This is a genomic window from Leisingera sp. F5 (genome assembly GCF_001593695.1).
In genome coordinates this window covers 19,067-35,823 of sequence record NZ_LUKH01000020.1, presented here as the reverse complement: position 1 = coordinate 35,823, position 16,757 = coordinate 19,067, and the positions used below count along the sequence as shown (strand labels likewise).

The window sequence follows — 16,757 nt, the reverse complement described above, 5'->3', positions numbered from 1 at the left end:
GCGCTTCGCATCCGCTCGGGGTCAGGCGCTGCCTTCAGCGCTTTGAAATTTGTCCCGCGCAGGCCCAGTCCAGCTGCGCCTCAGTTTCAACCGCGCAGGGCCGCACTGCGCGCAGCCGCGCCAGCGCCTGCGCCGGTTCCTCGCCGCATTCGATCATCAGCCGCAGCACCGCCATGCCGGAGCGCCCGCAGCCGCCCTTGCAATGCACCAGAACCCGGCCGCCGCCGCCCAATGCCTGGCGCGCAGACCGGCTGGCAGCCGCCCATTTCGCTGCCACGCCCGGCGGCGGGACGCCGAAATCCGGCACCGGCAGGTGCAGCCAGCGGCAGGCCATGCTTTGAACATCAATCCCCAGCCGCGGCACGCCTGCGGCTGCGTGCTCTGCCTCCGTGGTCATCGAGATCACCAGCCCCGGCTTCCATTGATAGATCTGGATCAGGTCGCCGCGGTAATCGCCGCCCGCCCCGGGCAGCGGGCATAGCGCCAGAATGCCGCCGCCTGCTGACAGCGCGTGGATAGTAAGACCTGCCGACGCTGCACCGTCCTGCGCCGCAAGTTCCGGGATGTCTTCAGATCGCATACCGCCTCCTTAGCCGCTGCGTTCCTGCATTTCCCCCGCAGTCCCCTGCCTTTGCAGCCTAAGCGTTAAGCGCGCAATCCCAAAGCCCTTTTGCGCCTCCGCGGCGGCCCTATCACCGGTGGACGAATGCAGCGCGCTTCAATACCCTGCGCGGAACGCGGACGCCCCGCATCCCGAATCCGGCACGAGACATCATGAACGATACCCCCAGCGGCACCCCCGGCGCATCCGGCCAATCCCAATACCAGGTTCTGGCCCGCAAATACCGGCCCGAGACCTTTGCCGATCTGGTGGGGCAGGACGCCATGGTGCGGACGCTGAAAAACGCCTTTGCCGCCGACCGCATTGCCCAGGCCTTTATCATGACCGGCATCCGCGGCACCGGTAAAACCACCACCGCGCGGATCATCGCCAAGGGGATGAACTGCATCGGCGCCGACGGCCAGGGCGGCCCCACCACCGACCCTTGCGGCACATGCGAGCATTGTACTGCGATCATGGAAGGCCGCCATGTCGACGTGATGGAGATGGACGCGGCCTCGCGCACCGGCGTGAACGACATCCGCGAGATTATCGATAGCGTGCAGTACCGCGCCGCTTCGGCCCGCTACAAGATCTACATCATCGACGAAGTCCACATGCTGTCGACCAGCGCCTTCAACGCGCTCTTGAAGACGCTGGAGGAGCCGCCCGCGCATGTGAAGTTCATCTTCGCCACCACCGAGATCCGCAAAGTGCCGGTGACGGTGCTGTCGCGTTGCCAGCGGTTTGATCTGCGCCGGATCGAACCGGAAGTGATGATTGCCCTGCTGCAAAAGATCGCCGGGGCTGAAAACGCGCAGATTGCCGAGGACGCGCTGGCCCTGATCACCCGCGCCGCCGAAGGTTCGGCCCGTGATGCGACTTCGCTGCTGGATCAGGCGATTTCCCATGGCGCAGGGGAGACCACCGCCGACCAGGTCCGCGCCATGCTGGGGCTTGCTGACCGGGGCCGGGTGCTGGACCTGATGGACATGATCCTGCGCGGTGATGCGGCGGCGGCCCTCACAGAACTCAGCGGCCAATACGCCGAAGGCGCCGACCCGCTGGCGGTGCTGCGCGATTTGGCTGAAATCACCCATTGGGTCTCGGTTGTGAAGATCACGCCCGATGCCGCCAAGGACCCCACTGTCAGCCCGGATGAACGCGCCCGCGGCAAGGCGATGGCGGATGCGCTGGCGATGCGCGTTCTCACCCGTATGTGGCAGATGCTGCTGAAAGCGCTTGAGGAAGTCGCCGCAGCCCCCAACGCGATGATGGCTGCCGAGATGGCGGTGATCCGGCTCACCCATGTGGCCGATCTGCCCAGCCCGGAGGAGCTGATCCGCAAACTGCAGGACACGCCCCCACCGCCACCCCCCGGCCCCGGCGGGCCAGGCGGCGGTGGAGCAATGCAGGGGATGGGCGGCCAGGCGCTCGGCGGCAGCGCACCCGCCGGCGCCCAAGGCGCCCCCGCTGGCAGCGCGCCTGTGGCCCATGGCGGCGGCGGCACTGTGACAGCCCTGGCACCGCAGGTCAGCTCTGCGCTGGCCCGCTTTCCGACATTTGAGCATGTGGTCGAATTGATCCGCACCAACCGCGACGTGAAACTGCTGGTCGAGGTCGAAGGCGGTGTACGTCTGGTTTCCTACCAGCCAGGCCGCATCGAATTCACCCCGTCAGCCCAGGCGCCCCGTGATCTGGCTGCCCGGCTTGGCACCGCTTTGCAAAACTGGACCGGTGCGCGCTGGGTGGTGTCGATCGCACCGGACGGTGACGCAGCCACCATTGCCGAGGTCCGCGACGCCGCCGAGAACGCCCTGCGCGAGAAAGCCGCTGCCCATCCGCTGGTGCAGGCGGTGCTGGAGAGCTTCCCCAAGGCGAAGATCAAGCGTATCCGCACGCCGGAGGAACTGGCGGCGGAGGTCGCCGCCGAGGCTCTGCCCGAGGTGGAGGACGAATGGGACCCGTTTGAGGATGGATGACCTAAAAATCCAGGGCATCGCCTGACCTTGACTGGGAGCGATAGCGCCTTCCTCAGGGGGAAGGTCAGGCGCTGCCCGGCCTGCCGGCCGGACGGAAGGGGGCTAAACTCTTGCACCGAAGCAATCCTCCCCTTGTTTCACGCCCTCACGGCCCGTATCTGTGCCCCGAACCGGAATCTCAGGAGATGACAGATGCTCAAAGGCCTCGGCGGTCTTGGCGACATGGCCAAGATGATGAAATCGGCACAGGAACTGCAGGGTAAAATGGCCCAGATGCAGGAAGAGCTGCACAATGTGATGGTGACCGGCGAGGCCGGCGCCGGCCTGGTCAAGGCCACCGCGTCCGCCAAGGGCGACCTCAAAGGCCTGGATATCGACCCGTCGATCTTCAATGGCGACGACAAGGAAGTGGTCGAGGATCTGATCCTGGCCGCCATCAAGGACGCCCAGGCCAAGGCGGCCGAAAAAGCGCAGGAAGAGATGACCAAGCTGACCGAAAGCATGGGCCTGCCGAAGGACATCAAGCTGCCGTTCTAAGCTGTGCCAGCAATGCCAGACCAAAGGCGGCCCGTCAGGAGCCGCCTTATTCTTTGCATCTCGTTTGCTTCGGGTACCTCAGCGCGTCTCCAGCCGGAATTTCAAGAAGCGCTGCCCGCCGCACAGTGCCTCTCCCGCCTGCACCGCGCCCAGCCGTGCCAACGGGCGCAGATGACGCCGCGTCGGCGGCAACAGGAAAGTCACAAGAGGGATACGCGGATCGCCGCGGGCAAACTCCAGCGCTTGCCGGGCAATGGCAGGCCCCAGGCCAAAACAGCCGGGCCTTAGGACCAATCCGAAATCCCACTCGCTCTCCTCTTTCTGAAACCCGCCCCAGCCAAGATATTGACCCTGCTGCAAAAACGCCCAATGACCCAGGCCATCCTTTTGCCAAAAGCTCTCCTTGGCGGCGACAAAGGCCCTCGCAGCCTCTTCGTCCCAAGTGCCTGTCAGCAGCGGCATATGCTCAGCCATCCGCGGGTCTGACATGTGGCGGGCAATCTCCAGCGGCGCGATCTCGGTCAGCCGGACGAAGCGCACTGAGTTTTGGGTTTTGTCCTGCCGTTCCATTGCCGCCCCTTTTCTTTCCCGCGCAAGATGTGCTGCTACAGATACGCCCTGCCGTCCGTCAGCTCAATTGCCCACACCCTGGCAGTTGCCGCTGCAAAACAAACCCCGAACATTTTGCTGCCCTGCCCTTGCGCTTTCCTGCTGCAATCAGCCTATATAGCACGGCGCACAAAGGCCCGAGCCATGATCAGAAACTCCACCAGCGATATCGAAGACCTGATTGCCCTGATGGCCAAGCTGCCGGGGCTCGGCCCGCGCTCTGCCCGCCGTGCGGTGCTGCATCTGATCCGCAAGCGGGCGCTGCTGCTGACGCCCCTGGCCGATGTGATGACCGAGGTCGCCGCAACCGCGCGCGAATGCCTCAACTGCGGCAATATCGGCACCAGCGAGATCTGCCCGCTTTGCACCGACCCCGAGCGCGCCAATGGCGAGCTGTGCGTGGTTGAGGATGTCGCCGACCTCTGGGCTATGGAACGGGCGGCGGTGTTCAAGGGCCGCTACCATGTTCTGGGCGGCACCCTGTCGGCGCTGGATGCGGTGGGTCCGGAAGATCTGCGCATTCCCCGGCTCGTGGACCGGGTGGCAACCGAAGGTGTCAGCGAGGTGATCCTGGCGCTGAACGCCACCATCGACGGCCAGACAACTGCCCATTACATCGCCGACCAGCTGCAGGGGCAGGTCAGGCTTACCTCGCTGGCGCAAGGCGTGCCGATCGGCGGCGAGCTGGACTATCTGGATGACGGCACCATTTCTGCGGCGCTCAGGGCGCGGAAGGACATCTGACGGCGCGTCCGGGCGCATAAAATTCTTCGAAGAATTTTGGCCGGAAAATTCGAATTTTCTGGGACCGCGCCCGCCATGGGCGGGCGCGGTCTGCCTCTGCATGTCAGCCGTAGAAGCTTATCAGCCCCTGCACCGCGCGGTCCAAAGCATCGTCACCGACGCCCTTGTGCAGCACCATGCGGATCGCGCCGGAACTGCCGCCGCCAATCACCACACCCTCTGCTGCCAGATGCCTGCGCAATTCATCATTGCGCCCGTCCCCTGGCGTGAAGAAAACCATATTAGTGGCCTGGCTCACCTCGCCCGCCTCCAGGCTGTGCAGTACCCCCGCCAATTCCCCGGCCCGCGCGTGATCCTCCGCCAGCCGGGCCACGTTGTGGTCCAGCGCATAAAGCCCAGCCGCGGCCAGCACCCCGGCCTGCCGCATGCCGCCGCCCAGCATCTTGCGCCAGCGCCGCGCCTTGGCGATCAAGTCCTGCGGCCCTGCCAGGACAGACCCCGCAGGCGCGCCCAGCCCTTTGGACAGGCAGATCGAAACGCTGTCCGCCAAACCGGCCAGATCCGCTTCGGCACAGCCTAGCGCAATGGCCGCATTGAAAAACCGCGCTCCGTCCAGATGCACCGCCAGCCCTGCGTTGCGTCCGGCATTAGCTGCCGCAGCCATATCCGCCAGCGGCACTGCCAGCCCGTTGTGGGTATTCTCCAATGACAGCAGTCGGCTCACGGCCAAATGGCTGTCATCTTCCTTGACCGCCCCGGCAATCACTACCGGGTCGAGCGCGCCGTCCGCGCGCACCGGCACCGGGCACAGTGAAATCCCGCCCAGAACCGAAGCGCCCGCTGCCTCGTAGGCACAGACGTGATAATCCGCGCCCAGGATGATTTCCTCGCCGCGCTGGCAATGGGCCAGAAGGCCCGCCAGGTTGCTCATGGTGCCGGTCGGCAGGAACAGTGCCGCTTCCTTGCCCAGCCGCTCGGCCAGCACAGACTCCAACCGGTTCACTTGCGGGTCTTCGCCATAGACGTCATCGCCCAGCTCTGCCGCCTGGATCGCCTGCATCATGCCCGCATCGGGCCGCGTCAGCGTATCGCTGCGCAGGTCGCAGACGGCAGAAGTCTGCCCTGCACCCGCCAATCCTGCGTATTGGCTCATTCCGTCACCTGATCATAGGCCAGCGCCGCCACGATATGAACGCGCCGGGTTTCCCCCCCGTTCAGAGCGGTGTGATAGCCGCGGGTGTCCGTAAAGTACACCGAACCATCGGCGGGCAAATGCGTGACGTGATGATTCACGATGAACAATGACCCGGGATTGGAGACAACCGGGATATGCAGCCGCGGCTCCGGATCCCGGTGCCAGGAGTTGCAATTGTACAGCCCCTTGGACAGCACCCGCGTCCGCCCGATCGGAAACCGATTGGCCAGCTCTTTATGCACATGCTCGAAATAGGTGCCCGCGAACTTCGGATTGAATTCGGAAAAATCCACCTCCGGCACAAGATCCTCGCGCGGTTCTTCGACATAGCGGCCATCGGCGCGCAGCCAGTAGCGGCCCGACAGGTCATTGGCGGTCCATTCGGTCTGGCCCGGCCGCCGGGTCAGCGGCAGCGCGGCAAAGCCCTGGTCCTGCAGGCCGCCCATGAAAGCCTCGCGCTTCAGGCACTCCTCCAGCGCCTCCTGCAGCTTTTCAATGTCGAATTTCAACTCCAGCCGCTGGATGCCAGGTCCGGGCACAAACTCTGCCACCCTGGCTGAATCCGGCATGCGGCCCATGGCCTGGGCAACAGCCTGCACATCGGCGTCGTTGATTTGCGGTTCAAAACTCATGTCGCGCGCTCCCATTCTTTGTGCTGATCGCGAGGGGTGATGCTTTGAATGCTATGCTGACAGGCAAGGAGACCAGGAAAAAGCCGGGCTTTTGCAATCTTTATTGCAAAAATTGCAACATATGGCAGGGTGCAGGCCATGCGCCGCAAGATCCCGCCCACCTCTGCCCTCCTGTGTTTCGAGGCCGCCGCCCGGGCCGGCAGCTTTGCCGGAGGCGCGCGGGAGATGAACCTGTCGCAAAGCGCCTTCAGCCGCCAGATCCAAAGCCTGGAGGCGCTGACCGGCCAAACCCTGTTCAAGCGCGAACGCCAGCGGGTGCAGCTCAGCGGTGCCGGACGGATGCTGCTGGAGGAGCTGGCACCGCAACTGGAAGCGCTGGAGGCCACCTTTTACCGGTTGCGCACCCGCGATAACCCTTATGGCGCGCTGAATATCGGCACCTACCCGACACTGGGCAGCCGCTGGCTGATGCCGCGGCTGGCAGACCTGGCCCAGACGCAGCCGCGGCTGACGGTCAACACCATAACCTATCTGGACAATGCTCAGGTAGATGCCAGCCTGGTCGATCTGGCTATCGTGCAAGGCGATCCGCCCTGGCCGGGCTTTCGCGCGGATCTGCTGATGCCGGAAACCCTGATCGCCGTGGCTGCCCGCGACCTGCTGGATGCCCCCGTGCCGTCAGCAGCCGGTCTGTTGGACCTCCCGGCGCTGCAGCATTCCACCCGGCTGCTCAGCTGGCAGATCTGGTTCGAGGATCTGGGTGAAACCCTGCCTGCCCGTCCCGCCGGGCCGCTGTTCAGCCAGTTCGAGATGCTGATCGACGCCGTGAAATACGGCCATGGCGTTGCCATTCTGCCGGAACTTCTGGTGCGCCGGGAGCTGGCCGAGGGCACGCTGATTCAGGCCCATCCCCACCGCTGCACACCGGCCAGCGCCTATTACCTGCTGACACCGCAGGCCAAGGCGGGCACCAGCCGGATCGAACGGGTCCGCCGCTGGCTCCTGCGTGACGCCAGCGACCAGGATGGCGGTTGACCAGCTTTTTGCCCGCAATGAGATGTTGGATTTCATCCGGGTGCACCGCGCCGCGCGCCAGCGCGGCGCCGGGCCCAAGGCGGCCAATGGGCCCCGCCAGGGGCACATGCGGGCGCGGGAGCCTTCCGGCAGCGACAATGCCCCCGCCCTTAGGTGAAAACCGCCTTGTACAGCTTTTCCTTGGTGAACGGCTTGTCCAGCACTTGAACCTCGGACAGATCAGGAAATCCTGCCTCAACCGCGCTGATGGCAAACCCGCTCATCATCACCGCATTCAGCCCGGGCTGGATTTTGCGCAGACCCGCCAGAGTCTCCCAGCCGCCGCGGCCCGGCATGCTCATGTCGATCACCGCGCCGTCAAACGGCCCCTCCGCCTGCAACTGCGCCAGCGCCGCGTCATAACCATCAGCCTGCTGCACTTCGCAGCCGCGCAGCTGCAACAGCCCCGCCACCGCCCGGCGCACGGTTTCCTCGTCATCCACCACCAGGATCCGCCGGATCTCCGCACCGCGCCGCTGCGCCGGCGGCGCTGCCGCGCACGCTTTCGCCACCGGCGCAGCGGCGCAGGCAGGAAAGTAGAAGCGGAAGGCACTGCCTTCGCCTTCGCGGCTTTCCACCGCCAGACCGCCCTGATGGCGGCTGATGATCCCCAGCGCCGCTGCCATACCGAGGCCGCGGCCGCCGGGCTTGGTGGTAAAGAAGGGGTCAAAAATCCGGGTCACGGTTTCACGGCCCATGCCGCTGCCGGTATCGCGCACCTCCAGCAGCAGGCAGGCGCCGGCCGGCATGTTCCGCCCCTTCAGCAGCTTGCGCCGCTCAGCATCGCTAAGGCTGGTCCTTCGGGTGGTCACCGTGACAGTGCCCGCGCCCGATCCGATCGCTTCGACCGCATTGAAGAGCAGGTTCAGCAAAAGCTGACTCACCTGCGACGGATCCATCTGCGCCGTCAGCGCCGCCTCCTCCAGGTCAAGCACCACTTGCTTGCCGGTTTTGCGCTCCACCGGGACCAGCGCCATGGTCTCTTGCACGATCCCGTTCAAATCGCACGGCCCGTGCTCCCGGCTGCCGCCGCCCTTGGCATAATTCAGCAGCTGCCGCACCAGCAAGGCAGAGGCTTGCAGCCCCTGTTCCACCACCTGCAAATGCTCTTTTGCCGGATGCGCGGTTTCAAGATGCGCCAGCGCCAGTTCGGCGCGGCCCTGCATTGAGGCCAGGAGGTTGTTGAAATCATGCGCAATGGTGCCTGCCAGCAGTCCCAGGCTCTCGGTCTTGCGCTTGATCAGCAGCGCCTCTTCCGCCCGGGCGCGGCGCTTCTCCGCCTTGCGGCGGCGCAGCTCCAGCCCGATCCGGGCGGCAAACAGCGCAATAAGATCGGTCTCCAGCTTGCGCTGTTTGATTTCCCGGTCATGCTGCAGCGCAAAGTGGCCGATCACGGTGCCCTCTGCGTCAGTCAGCGGAATGCCCAGATAGGAATGCAGGTTCCGGGTCCGGAAATGGACCTGCCCCGGAAACGCCTCCTGCAACCCCTCCGGCACCAGGAATTTCTCCCGGCCTTTCAAAAACGCGCAAGGGGTGCCGTCATAGGGGACCTCCGCGTCTTCGGCCTCCTCCATCTGCCGCCCTTCAAAGCAACAGGCCAGCACCCGGAAAAATTCCGGTTTGCCGTCCACGCATTCGGCAATAAAGGCCGAGCGCACCTTAAGCGCGCCCTGCAGCTGCCTAGCCAGCTGCCGGAAAGCCTCGCGCGGTGAAATGCCGCCCGGGCCCTCGGCCAGCACCGCCAGGGTCGTCAGCGTCTGCACTCCGGCGATCTCCGCCCCTAGCCGGGGCGCGAAATGCTGCATGACATTCGCGATATGCTGCGCCAGTGCGTCGTCGATTTCATAACGCCAGGAAGCCTGGACCAGTCCGATAGCCTCGCCATCGGCGTTTTTCAGGGCGATGCCAACGTAGCTTTGGATGCCCTCCTCGATGAACATCTCGTCATCCGGATACAGCTCCTGCACCCGGCAGGGAAAGACATGCGGATCGCCGCTGAGCACCACATCATGGCACGGCGTCACGCAAGACTCGTATTCGAAATCCCCCAGCTGCAGCCCGTCAAACCAGCTTGCCAGCACCTTGATGCGCTCGGTCTCCATGACCTTCAGCTCACCCACGGTGACCAGATCGGCCCCATAGGCCTGCGCCAGCTGATCCACAAATTCCTGGCAGAACTCCAGACCGCGGAAACGGGCCAGTGCCTCCAGATCCAAACGGCTGCTTTCCCCAAGCACCGCTGCCCCTGCTGCGTCCATTGCTTGTACTCCTGCCAACCCTGTGCGGACAGGCCTGCAAGGCCGGACCGCTGGCAATACTCTGTAACTCCCCGTTCCTTACACTTTGGAAAACCACCCTGAAACAAAAGGCGTTTCCCGCGCCCCGGTCATTGCGGGCAATCTGGAACACAACTGCCCCGCAACATCATGCTGCGCAAAACAGGGACACTTAGTCAACATATTGTAACGTAGAGAGTCAATTCTATCAGAAAAAGCCGCAAACCCGGAGCGTCGGATCTGCGGCATTTTAATTAATTCCTTCAATCACCCGCGCCGGGCCGGACGGGATCAGAAGCGGGGATCTTCGTCTTCGTCCTCGTCATCCCCGCCTGAGGGCAGGTTGAAGAAGCTGTCCGCGTCGGGGATTTCCTCTTCCTTCTTCTCGTCTTCACTGCTCAAGCCGCCGCCCAGGGTAAAGGTTTCCAGCCCTTCGATCGCGCTTGGGATCTTCGGCTCGGCGTCCATCTCCAGCGATTGTTCGGTGGAAACCAGCTTGCGGCGCTCGTCATCGCTCATCACGCCGCCTTCGGCGGCTTTCTTGGCCGCGGCCTTCTGCACGACGGCATCCAGCTCGGACTGCCGGCACAGGCCCAGCGCCACCGGGTCGATCGGCTGCATGCTGGAGATATTCCAATGGGTGCGCTCGCGGATCGACTGGATGGTCGGTTTGGTGGTGCCGACCAGCTTGGCGATCTGGCCATCGCTGAGTTCCGGGTGGAACTTGACCAGCCACAGGATCGAATTCGGACGGTCCTGGCGTTTGGACAGCGGCGTGTAGCGCGGGCCGCGGCGCTTTTCCTCGCCGGCGGCGGCCGGGTTGAACTTGAGCTTCAGCTTGTGCAGCGGATTGGCTTGCGCCTTGTCGATCTCATCCTGGGTCAGCTGGTTGTTGGCCATCGGGTCGAACCCTTTGACGCCCGCGGCCACTTCGCCATCAGCGATGCCCTGGATTTCCAGCTCGTGCATGCCGACGAAATCGGCGATCTGCTTGAAGCTGATCGTGGTATTGTCCACCAGCCACACGGCGGTTGCCTTGGCCATCAACGGTTTTGCCATGCGCTCATCTCCTTAAAACACATCTTCCCCGCCGCCTGGATCAAGGCTGCCCCGCATTCGGGGTCTGGTTTCCGTTGTCGGGGAACTTCAGGTCTATATAGTCGGCTTCATTGCATAAGGAAAGAGGCCAATGCGCAAGTTGTTGCTGGGGTTCGCGGCTGTATTGACCTGTTGTGCCGCCTTTGCCGCGGCAGAGGGCGAGCCGGCCGGGGAATTCGACTATTACGTGCTGGCGCTCAGCTGGTCGCCGAACTGGTGCGAGCAGGAAGGCGGCGCGCGCGGCGCAGAGCAATGCGCGGCGCGCCAGGATTACGGCTGGACTCTGCACGGGCTATGGCCGCAGTTCCACCGCGGCTGGCCCAGCTATTGCCGCACCGCCGCGGCGCCGCCCAGCCGCCGCATGAGCCGGGACATGGCGGATATCACGGGCAGCCCTGGCCTGGCCTGGCACCAGTGGAAGAAACACGGCACCTGTTCCGGTCTCAGCGCGCGCGCCTATTACGGGCTGATGCGCGAAGCCTATTGGCGCGTGACCCGTCCCGCTGTCTTCCGCAAGCTGGACAAGCCCGTCACCCTGCCCGCTGCGCTGGTGGAAGAGGCCTTCCTGAAGGAAAACCCATCGCTGTCGCGCAACTCGCTGACCATCACCTGCCGGGACGGCGCCATACAGGAGGCCCGCATCTGCCTGTCGAAAACACTGCAACCGGTGCCTTGCGGACAGGATGCGATCCGGGACTGCACGTTGAAAAACGCCCGCCTCGCGCCGGTACGCTGAGGCGGAGACGGGCGCAGGGGCGCTGCCCCGCGGGCTGAAGAAGAGAAGGGGCGCTGCCCCTCTTGGCCTCACGGCCAATTCACCCCGGGGTATTTGGGACCAGAAAGGGTATTTGGGACCAGAAAGAAGACAGTGGCGCGCACTTGTCAGCCCCTGTGAGCCCGGGGCCGGCTCTTATTCCTCTTCCTCAAACAAACCTGCCTGCGGCCGCAGTCGCAGGGCGCTTTGCTGCTCACGCGGCAATAAATGGCCTGTGACGCACACTTCGCCAGGATTTGTGCTAGTATTATGTTACGTGCCGCACCCGGCCCTGCCTGAACGGCACTTCCGTTATGGTCAGCGAGGAGGAGGAAGCGCATGGCAAAAACAATAGGCAACCCGCTGAGCTGGCTTCTGCAAAGTGCAGAGACAACCGGTCAGCATATCGGCCAGACGGTCGAAGAGATGGGCAGCGACGGCGTCAAGGAACTGCCGAAAGCACGCACGCTCACCATGGACGATATCATTCATTCACTGGCTGCCGGACTGGAGGATTTTGCCGCCTGCCGCAGCGATGCCATGTTTCTGGTGCTGTTTTATCCGCTGATCGGCATCACGCTGATCGTGATGAGTCTGTCAATGAATCTATTGCCCCTGATCGTGCCCATGATCATGGGGTTTGCGATCCTTGGACCGGTGGCAGCAGTCGGGCTTTATGAAATGTCTTCGCGCCGTGAGGCCGGGTTCGAGCCGCGCTGGATGGATGCATTCGGCGTCATCCGCTCGCCTGCCTTTGGCGGCATTCTGGTGCTGGGGCTGTACCTGGCGGTGCTGTTCATTGTCTGGCTGGTGGCTGCTGACATGATCTACAGCCGCACCCTGGGGCCGGAGCCGCCGGCCTCGATGCTGGGCTTTGCCGCGGAAGTGGTGACCACCCGCGAGGGCTGGATCATGGCCATCAGCGGCGGCATCGTGGGCGCGGTCTTTGCCTTTGCCGCGCTGGCAATGAGCCTGGTGTCCTTCCCGCTCTTGCTGGACCGCCATGTGGGTCTGCCGGTGGCGGTGGCCACCTCGATCAAGGTGCTGCGCAAAAACCCTGTGATTTGCATGACCTGGGGGGTGATCGTCGGCACCGCGCTGGTGGTTGGCGCAATTCCCTTCCTGGCCGGGCTGATCATTGTGGTGCCGGTGCTGGGGCACGCGACCTGGCATCTGTACCGGCGCGCTGTCGATTGAATCGGACGCTGATCAACAAAAAAGGGCCGGCAAAAGCGCCGGCCCTTCTGTGTGCACCCCCCAAAGCGTCATCCCACCTTCAGAACAATCTTGCCGATATGGCCAGAGCTTTCCATCCGGGTATGCGCTGCTGCCGCTTCCTCCAGCGCAAACTCGCTGTCCATCACCGGCGCCACCTTGCCTGATTCGATCAGCGGCCACACCGCCTCGCGCAGGTCCTGGGCGATCTGCGCCTTGGCCAGGTCGCTTTGCGGGCGCAGCGTCGAGCCGGTCAGCGTCAGCCGCTTCACCATCATCAGGGCAAAGTTCAGCTCCACCTTGGGCCCTTGCAGGAAGGCGATCTGCACCAGGCGGCCGTCCTCAGCCATCGCCTTGACGTTGCGCGGGATGTAATCGCCGCCGACCATGTCGAGCACCAGATCGGCACCGCCCTCGTCGCGCAGAACCTTGACGAAATCCTCGTCGCGGTAGTTGATCGCACGCTCGGCGCCGAGATCCAGGCAGGCCTGGCATTTCTCCGCCGAGCCGGCGGTGGCAAAGACCCGCGCGCCAAATTCCTTGGCCAGCTGGATGGCGGTGGTGCCGATGCCGGACGAGCCGCCATGCACCAGGAACCGCTCCCCCGCTTTCAAGCCGCCGCGGGTAAAGACATTGGACCAAACGGTAAAGAATGTCTCCGGCAGGCAGGCCGCCTGTTTCAGGTCCAAGCCTGCGGGAACCGGCAGGCAGTGTGCTGCCGGGGTAGCCACATATTCCGCATAACCGCCGCCGGGCAGCAGCGCGCAAACCTGATCGCCCGCGCTGATGCCGCTGACGCCTGCGCCCACCGCCACCACCTCGCCCGAGGCCTCCAGCCCCGGCAGGTCGCTGGCGCCCTTGGGCGGATCATAGGCGCCCGCACGCTGCAGCGCATCGGGCCGGTTCACCCCGGCATAGGTCACCTTGATCACCACCTCGCCGTGACCCGGTTGCGGCACCGGGCGCTGGCAAAGCTTCAGCACCTCCGGCCCGCCGGGTTTGCTGATCTCCACCGCGCGCATCATCTCTGTCATGGGAATATCTCCTCCTGATCCTTGCCCCTTGCCTAGCACCCGTCCGGATGAGCGCAAACAGCAAAGGCGCCGCAGTCTGGCGCCTTTGCGGAGCACTGCCGCCCCAAAGTTCAGTCCTGGCTTGTTTTAGCGGCGCGGGTTCGGCGTGCCTGGCAGGTCATCGCGGCCTTTCGGCGGCTTGATTTGCCCGGCCAGCCAGTTGGGCCCCACGAGGAACGGTTTCAGCAAGGGATTTTTCTGCAGGCCCGCCTTCAGCTTCTCAAAATCCATCACATTGCCGATGCGCCGATCGAGAAACTCCCAGGTCGCCTGATGCTCAAGACTGTCGTCACCCAGCCAAAACAGCACCGTGGCGGAGTAGACCCCGGCCAGCGAGGCGCGCTTTGTATACCAGTTCAGATCATCCGAGCCGTCGCCCAGCGCCTCCCAGATCAGATCACAAGTGCCCCAGATCGCCTTGACGCCGTCGCCGGCATATTGCGGCAATGTCAGCAGCGTTGTGCCGCGGCGCACCGCTTCCTTGTCGTCCACGGCTTCCAGCCGGAACCGCACCGCTGCTGCCACTTTGTCGCGGAACCGCAGGCCCGACAGATCCTCGGCTTCCAGCCGCGCCAGCATCCGCGAATCGCCACGCGCATGATAGGCTAGAGCCAGATCCACCCCGCCGCGCGGGCAAACCGCATGGGCCAGCACTTCGGGCACATCCGCATCCTGGCAGGCGGCGCGGAATGTCACCTCGGACCAACCGTCAAAGGGCACGTGATTCAACGCCGCATTCAGCAGCTTTTCCTTGATATCGTCCTGCGCGTGATCCTGGTTTTCGGTCATGTCACCCTCCCGCTTTCAGCGTCCTGATACCCTACTAGACAAAATAGACGGCCTTTGCTATACGGCCACTTCCTGCAATTTCCTTGCAACTCAAACTTAGAAAGGTGGTGAAAACCACATGCAGGTTAGTGTTCGCGACAACAACGTCGATCAGGCGCTTCGTGCCCTGAAGAAAAAGCTGCAGCGTGAAGGCGTATTCCGCGAAATGAAGCTCAAGCAACATTTCGAGAAGCCGTCCGAGAAAAAAGCGCGCGAGAAAGCTGAAGCGATCCGCCGTGCCCGTAAACTGGCACGTAAGAAGCTCCAGCGCGAAGGTTTGCTCTAAGCGGCAGGCCGTCCAGCTTTGGACAGCACTGGGCCGGTCTTGCGACCAGCCGGAACTTAAGTTCAGACGACCCCCGCGGCCCCGCCCCGGGGGTTTGTCATTTCTACCCCCAAGGGAAAAATCCCGTTTCTTAAGGGGGTGCACATAAATATCGCAATTTTGCCCGAATTACATCTTTAGGGTGTATTTAAAGATACACCTCTGCTATACAGAGAGTGCGGCAGGGCAAATCTGATGCGTTTCCCTAAACACTGCCCCGCCGGCCGGGATTGGAACACCCGGTTCATTGAAACCCGGGGCAGGCCGCGTCTTCCCCCCAAACGAAACCGGCGCCTGTCTTGGTCCCTGCAAACAAGGCATAGCCTCTCCGGGGTTTCAATATTGCCGGGCGCCGACAGCTTCCCCCCGACGGCGCCCGGCCCGCTTCCCCTTCTTCGGCTGACTCTGCGGCGCAAACCTGTCTTCTGACGGCAGCTGCCCCCCGAATCCTGCGCCGCCCGGCCCGTTGCCCCGCAGCGGGATTGCGCCGGTGCCCTGCCAGCAGTTGCACAGCACTGTCCGCGGCCGCCGCGCGCGCAGGAATCCGCGTATCCGCTCCTATGCTACGGGCAGAGCTTTGCCGCATTTCCACCTTTGCACTGCCCCGCCCTTTCGGCGCTTTAAATTTCCGTTAACCGAGGGAAGCACCGCCGCACAGTCGGCACACTCACGGAGCAGTTACTGATGTCACAGGCAAGCCAACTCGAGCGCCAGATGCTCGACCTGATCAACGCCGAGCGCACGTCGCGCGGGCTCAACCCGGTCCAGCTGGAGCTGCGCCTGAACGATTCGTCAGAAGACCATAGCGAATGGATGCTGCAGCAGGATGTCTTCTCCCACACCGGCTCCGGCGGCTCCAGTGCCGGCGACCGGATGAAAGATGCCGGCTTTCAGTTCTCCGGCAGCTGGACCTGGGCCGAGAACATCGCCTGGCAAAGCGAACGCGGCGCCGCCGGGCTGGCCGACGACGTCGTCAACCTGCACGAATCGCTGATGAACAGCCCCGGCCACCGCGCCAACATCCTCAACGCCAATGTCGAGGTGATCGGCATCGGTATCGAGCAGGGCAATTTCAACGGCTGGGATGCGGTGATGGTCACCCAGAACTTTGCCCGCACCAGCGCCGACCTGCAGCTGGATTCCGGGTCCGGAGGCGGCAATGGCGGCGGCTCGGGCGGCAATACCGGCACTGGCGCCACCGCCGGGAACGATGCCCTGACCCTCAAAAACGCAGGCAGCCTGGACGGTCTCGGCGGCAATGACACGCTGACCGGCAGCAGCGGCCAGGACCGGCTCGACGGAAGCGAAGGCCGTGACAAGCTGCACGGCAAGGCCGGCGGCGACGAATTGAACGGCGGCTCGGGCAACGACACGCTGCGCGGCAACAACGGCGCGGATGAGCTGAATGGCGGCGGCGGCAATGACAAGCTGTTCGGCGGTCGCGGCAAAGACACGCTCGACGGCGGCAGCGGCAACGACAAGCTGACCGGCAAGGGCGGCGGCGACCTGTTCATCTTCGGCGACGGCGATGACACCGTGACCGATTTCAACCCGGATGCCCGCGGCGAGCGCATTGACCTGAGCGCCGCAACAGGCATCACCGGTTTCAGCGACCTGGTGAACAATCACACCAGCCAGACCAACGCCGGCCTGCTGATCAGCGACAACGACGGCGACAGCCTGCTGCTCAGCGGTATCACAGAGCAGGAACTTCAGACCAGCGACTTCCTGTTCTGATCCTCACCGGGCAAACGTGCAAAAGGGCGCGCCTTGGCGTGCCCTTTTACAATTTCAACACCGGGCGCCAGGCCCCG

General features: G+C 63.9%; 16 protein-coding genes. 8 read left to right on the top strand and 8 right to left on the bottom strand.

Annotated features, from left to right (window positions below; all coding sequences use genetic code 11):
• Positions 1–34: 34 nt before the first annotated feature.
• Complete coding sequence (locus A2I95_RS14945; protein WP_291730675.1) at positions 35–580, bottom strand: protein-tyrosine phosphatase family protein; 546 nt, start codon at positions 578–580, stop codon at positions 35–37.
• A gap of 194 nt (positions 581–774) precedes the next feature.
• Here A2I95_RS14945 and A2I95_RS14940 point away from each other — a divergent pair, with 194 nt between their 5' ends.
• Positions 775–2,583, top strand: a complete 1,809-nt coding sequence (locus A2I95_RS14940) for a DNA polymerase III subunit gamma/tau (protein WP_291730674.1) — start codon at positions 775–777, stop codon at positions 2,581–2,583.
• Positions 2,584–2,775: 192 nt separating this feature from the next.
• A complete protein-coding gene (locus tag A2I95_RS14935) occupies positions 2,776–3,120 on the top strand; it encodes a YbaB/EbfC family nucleoid-associated protein (protein WP_291730673.1) in 345 nt (114 codons plus the stop codon).
• Positions 3,121–3,198: 78 nt separating this feature from the next.
• Here A2I95_RS14935 and A2I95_RS14930 read toward each other — a convergent pair whose 3' ends face one another.
• On the bottom strand, positions 3,199–3,690 hold the full coding sequence (locus A2I95_RS14930) for a GNAT family N-acetyltransferase (protein ID WP_291730672.1): 492 nt from the start codon (positions 3,688–3,690) through the stop codon (positions 3,199–3,201).
• Positions 3,691–3,873: 183 nt separating this feature from the next.
• On the opposite strand from A2I95_RS14930, the gene recR reads away from it, so the two are divergent.
• Positions 3,874–4,473, top strand: coding sequence for a recombination mediator RecR (gene recR, locus A2I95_RS14925; protein ID WP_291730671.1), 600 nt, complete (start codon positions 3,874–3,876; stop codon positions 4,471–4,473).
• Positions 4,474–4,576: 103 nt separating this feature from the next.
• On the opposite strand, the gene ltaE is transcribed toward recR, so the two are convergent.
• On the bottom strand, positions 4,577–5,626 hold the full coding sequence (ltaE, locus tag A2I95_RS14920; protein WP_291730670.1) for a low-specificity L-threonine aldolase: 1,050 nt from the start codon (positions 5,624–5,626) through the stop codon (positions 4,577–4,579).
• Positions 5,623–6,300 (bottom strand): hypothetical protein, encoded by a 678-nt coding sequence (locus tag A2I95_RS14915; protein ID WP_291730669.1) that lies wholly within the window; start codon positions 6,298–6,300, stop codon positions 5,623–5,625. The genes ltaE and A2I95_RS14915 overlap by 4 nt, the downstream gene beginning before the upstream one ends.
• Before the next feature lie 138 nt (positions 6,301–6,438).
• Between A2I95_RS14915 and A2I95_RS14910 the strand changes: the two genes are divergently transcribed.
• Positions 6,439–7,335, top strand: coding sequence for a LysR substrate-binding domain-containing protein (locus A2I95_RS14910; protein WP_291730667.1), 897 nt, complete (start codon positions 6,439–6,441; stop codon positions 7,333–7,335).
• 149 nt (positions 7,336–7,484) lie between these two features.
• Here A2I95_RS14910 and A2I95_RS14905 read toward each other — a convergent pair whose 3' ends face one another.
• A complete protein-coding gene (locus A2I95_RS14905) occupies positions 7,485–9,632 on the bottom strand; it encodes an ATP-binding protein (protein WP_291730666.1) in 2,148 nt (715 codons plus the stop codon).
• A gap of 309 nt (positions 9,633–9,941) precedes the next feature.
• Positions 9,942–10,709: a DUF1013 domain-containing protein gene (locus A2I95_RS14900; protein WP_291730664.1), complete on the bottom strand. Its 768-nt coding sequence runs from the start codon at positions 10,707–10,709 to the stop codon at positions 9,942–9,944.
• Between the two features lie 130 nt (positions 10,710–10,839).
• Here A2I95_RS14900 and A2I95_RS14895 point away from each other — a divergent pair, with 130 nt between their 5' ends.
• Together A2I95_RS14895 and A2I95_RS14890 are read left to right on the top strand one after the other, a co-directional pair.
• Positions 10,840–11,484, top strand: a complete 645-nt coding sequence (locus A2I95_RS14895; protein ID WP_291730662.1) for a ribonuclease T2 — start codon at positions 10,840–10,842, stop codon at positions 11,482–11,484.
• A gap of 357 nt (positions 11,485–11,841) precedes the next feature.
• Positions 11,842–12,699 carry a DUF2189 domain-containing protein gene (locus A2I95_RS14890; RefSeq protein ID WP_291730661.1) on the top strand — a complete coding sequence of 286 codons (858 nt, stop codon included), beginning with the start codon at positions 11,842–11,844 and terminating at the stop codon, positions 12,697–12,699.
• Between the two features lie 68 nt (positions 12,700–12,767).
• On the opposite strand, the gene A2I95_RS14885 is transcribed toward A2I95_RS14890, so the two are convergent.
• Both A2I95_RS14885 and A2I95_RS14880 read right to left on the bottom strand, forming a co-directional pair.
• Positions 12,768–13,751, bottom strand: coding sequence for an NAD(P)H-quinone oxidoreductase (locus A2I95_RS14885; protein ID WP_291730660.1), 984 nt, complete (start codon positions 13,749–13,751; stop codon positions 12,768–12,770).
• Positions 13,752–13,877: 126 nt separating this feature from the next.
• Complete coding sequence (locus A2I95_RS14880; RefSeq protein WP_291730659.1) at positions 13,878–14,579, bottom strand: COQ9 family protein; 702 nt, start codon at positions 14,577–14,579, stop codon at positions 13,878–13,880.
• 118 nt (positions 14,580–14,697) lie between these two features.
• Between A2I95_RS14880 and rpsU the strand changes: the two genes are divergently transcribed.
• Positions 14,698–14,904 (top strand): 30S ribosomal protein S21, encoded by a 207-nt coding sequence (gene rpsU, locus A2I95_RS14875; RefSeq protein ID WP_024088814.1) that lies wholly within the window; start codon positions 14,698–14,700, stop codon positions 14,902–14,904.
• A 723-nt stretch (positions 14,905–15,627) separates the two neighbouring features.
• Positions 15,628–16,680, top strand: coding sequence for a CAP domain-containing protein (locus tag A2I95_RS14870; protein ID WP_291730656.1), 1,053 nt, complete (start codon positions 15,628–15,630; stop codon positions 16,678–16,680).
• Positions 16,681–16,757: the final 77 nt, after the last annotated feature.

Bases quoted from the DNA above. Each gene is read 5' to 3' on its own strand.
- A2I95_RS14945 (WP_291730675.1), bottom strand. From the start codon at position 580: ATGCGATCTGAAGACATCCCGGAACTTGCGGCGCAGGACGGTGCAGCG.
- A2I95_RS14940 (WP_291730674.1), top strand. From the start codon at position 775: ATGAACGATACCCCCAGCGGCACCCCCGGCGCATCCGGCCAATCCCAA.
- A2I95_RS14935 (WP_291730673.1), top strand. From the start codon at position 2,776: ATGCTCAAAGGCCTCGGCGGTCTTGGCGACATGGCCAAGATGATGAAA.
- A2I95_RS14930 (WP_291730672.1), bottom strand. From the start codon at position 3,690: ATGGAACGGCAGGACAAAACCCAAAACTCAGTGCGCTTCGTCCGGCTG.
- recR (WP_291730671.1), top strand. From the start codon at position 3,874: ATGATCAGAAACTCCACCAGCGATATCGAAGACCTGATTGCCCTGATG.
- ltaE (WP_291730670.1), bottom strand. From the start codon at position 5,626: ATGAGCCAATACGCAGGATTGGCGGGTGCAGGGCAGACTTCTGCCGTC.
- A2I95_RS14915 (WP_291730669.1), bottom strand. From the start codon at position 6,300: ATGAGTTTTGAACCGCAAATCAACGACGCCGATGTGCAGGCTGTTGCC.
- A2I95_RS14910 (WP_291730667.1), top strand. From the start codon at position 6,439: ATGCGCCGCAAGATCCCGCCCACCTCTGCCCTCCTGTGTTTCGAGGCC.
- A2I95_RS14905 (WP_291730666.1), bottom strand. From the start codon at position 9,632: ATGGACGCAGCAGGGGCAGCGGTGCTTGGGGAAAGCAGCCGTTTGGAT.
- A2I95_RS14900 (WP_291730664.1), bottom strand. From the start codon at position 10,709: ATGGCAAAACCGTTGATGGCCAAGGCAACCGCCGTGTGGCTGGTGGAC.
- A2I95_RS14895 (WP_291730662.1), top strand. From the start codon at position 10,840: ATGCGCAAGTTGTTGCTGGGGTTCGCGGCTGTATTGACCTGTTGTGCC.
- A2I95_RS14890 (WP_291730661.1), top strand. From the start codon at position 11,842: ATGGCAAAAACAATAGGCAACCCGCTGAGCTGGCTTCTGCAAAGTGCA.
- A2I95_RS14885 (WP_291730660.1), bottom strand. From the start codon at position 13,751: ATGACAGAGATGATGCGCGCGGTGGAGATCAGCAAACCCGGCGGGCCG.
- A2I95_RS14880 (WP_291730659.1), bottom strand. From the start codon at position 14,579: ATGACCGAAAACCAGGATCACGCGCAGGACGATATCAAGGAAAAGCTG.
- rpsU (WP_024088814.1), top strand. From the start codon at position 14,698: ATGCAGGTTAGTGTTCGCGACAACAACGTCGATCAGGCGCTTCGTGCC.
- A2I95_RS14870 (WP_291730656.1), top strand. From the start codon at position 15,628: ATGTCACAGGCAAGCCAACTCGAGCGCCAGATGCTCGACCTGATCAAC.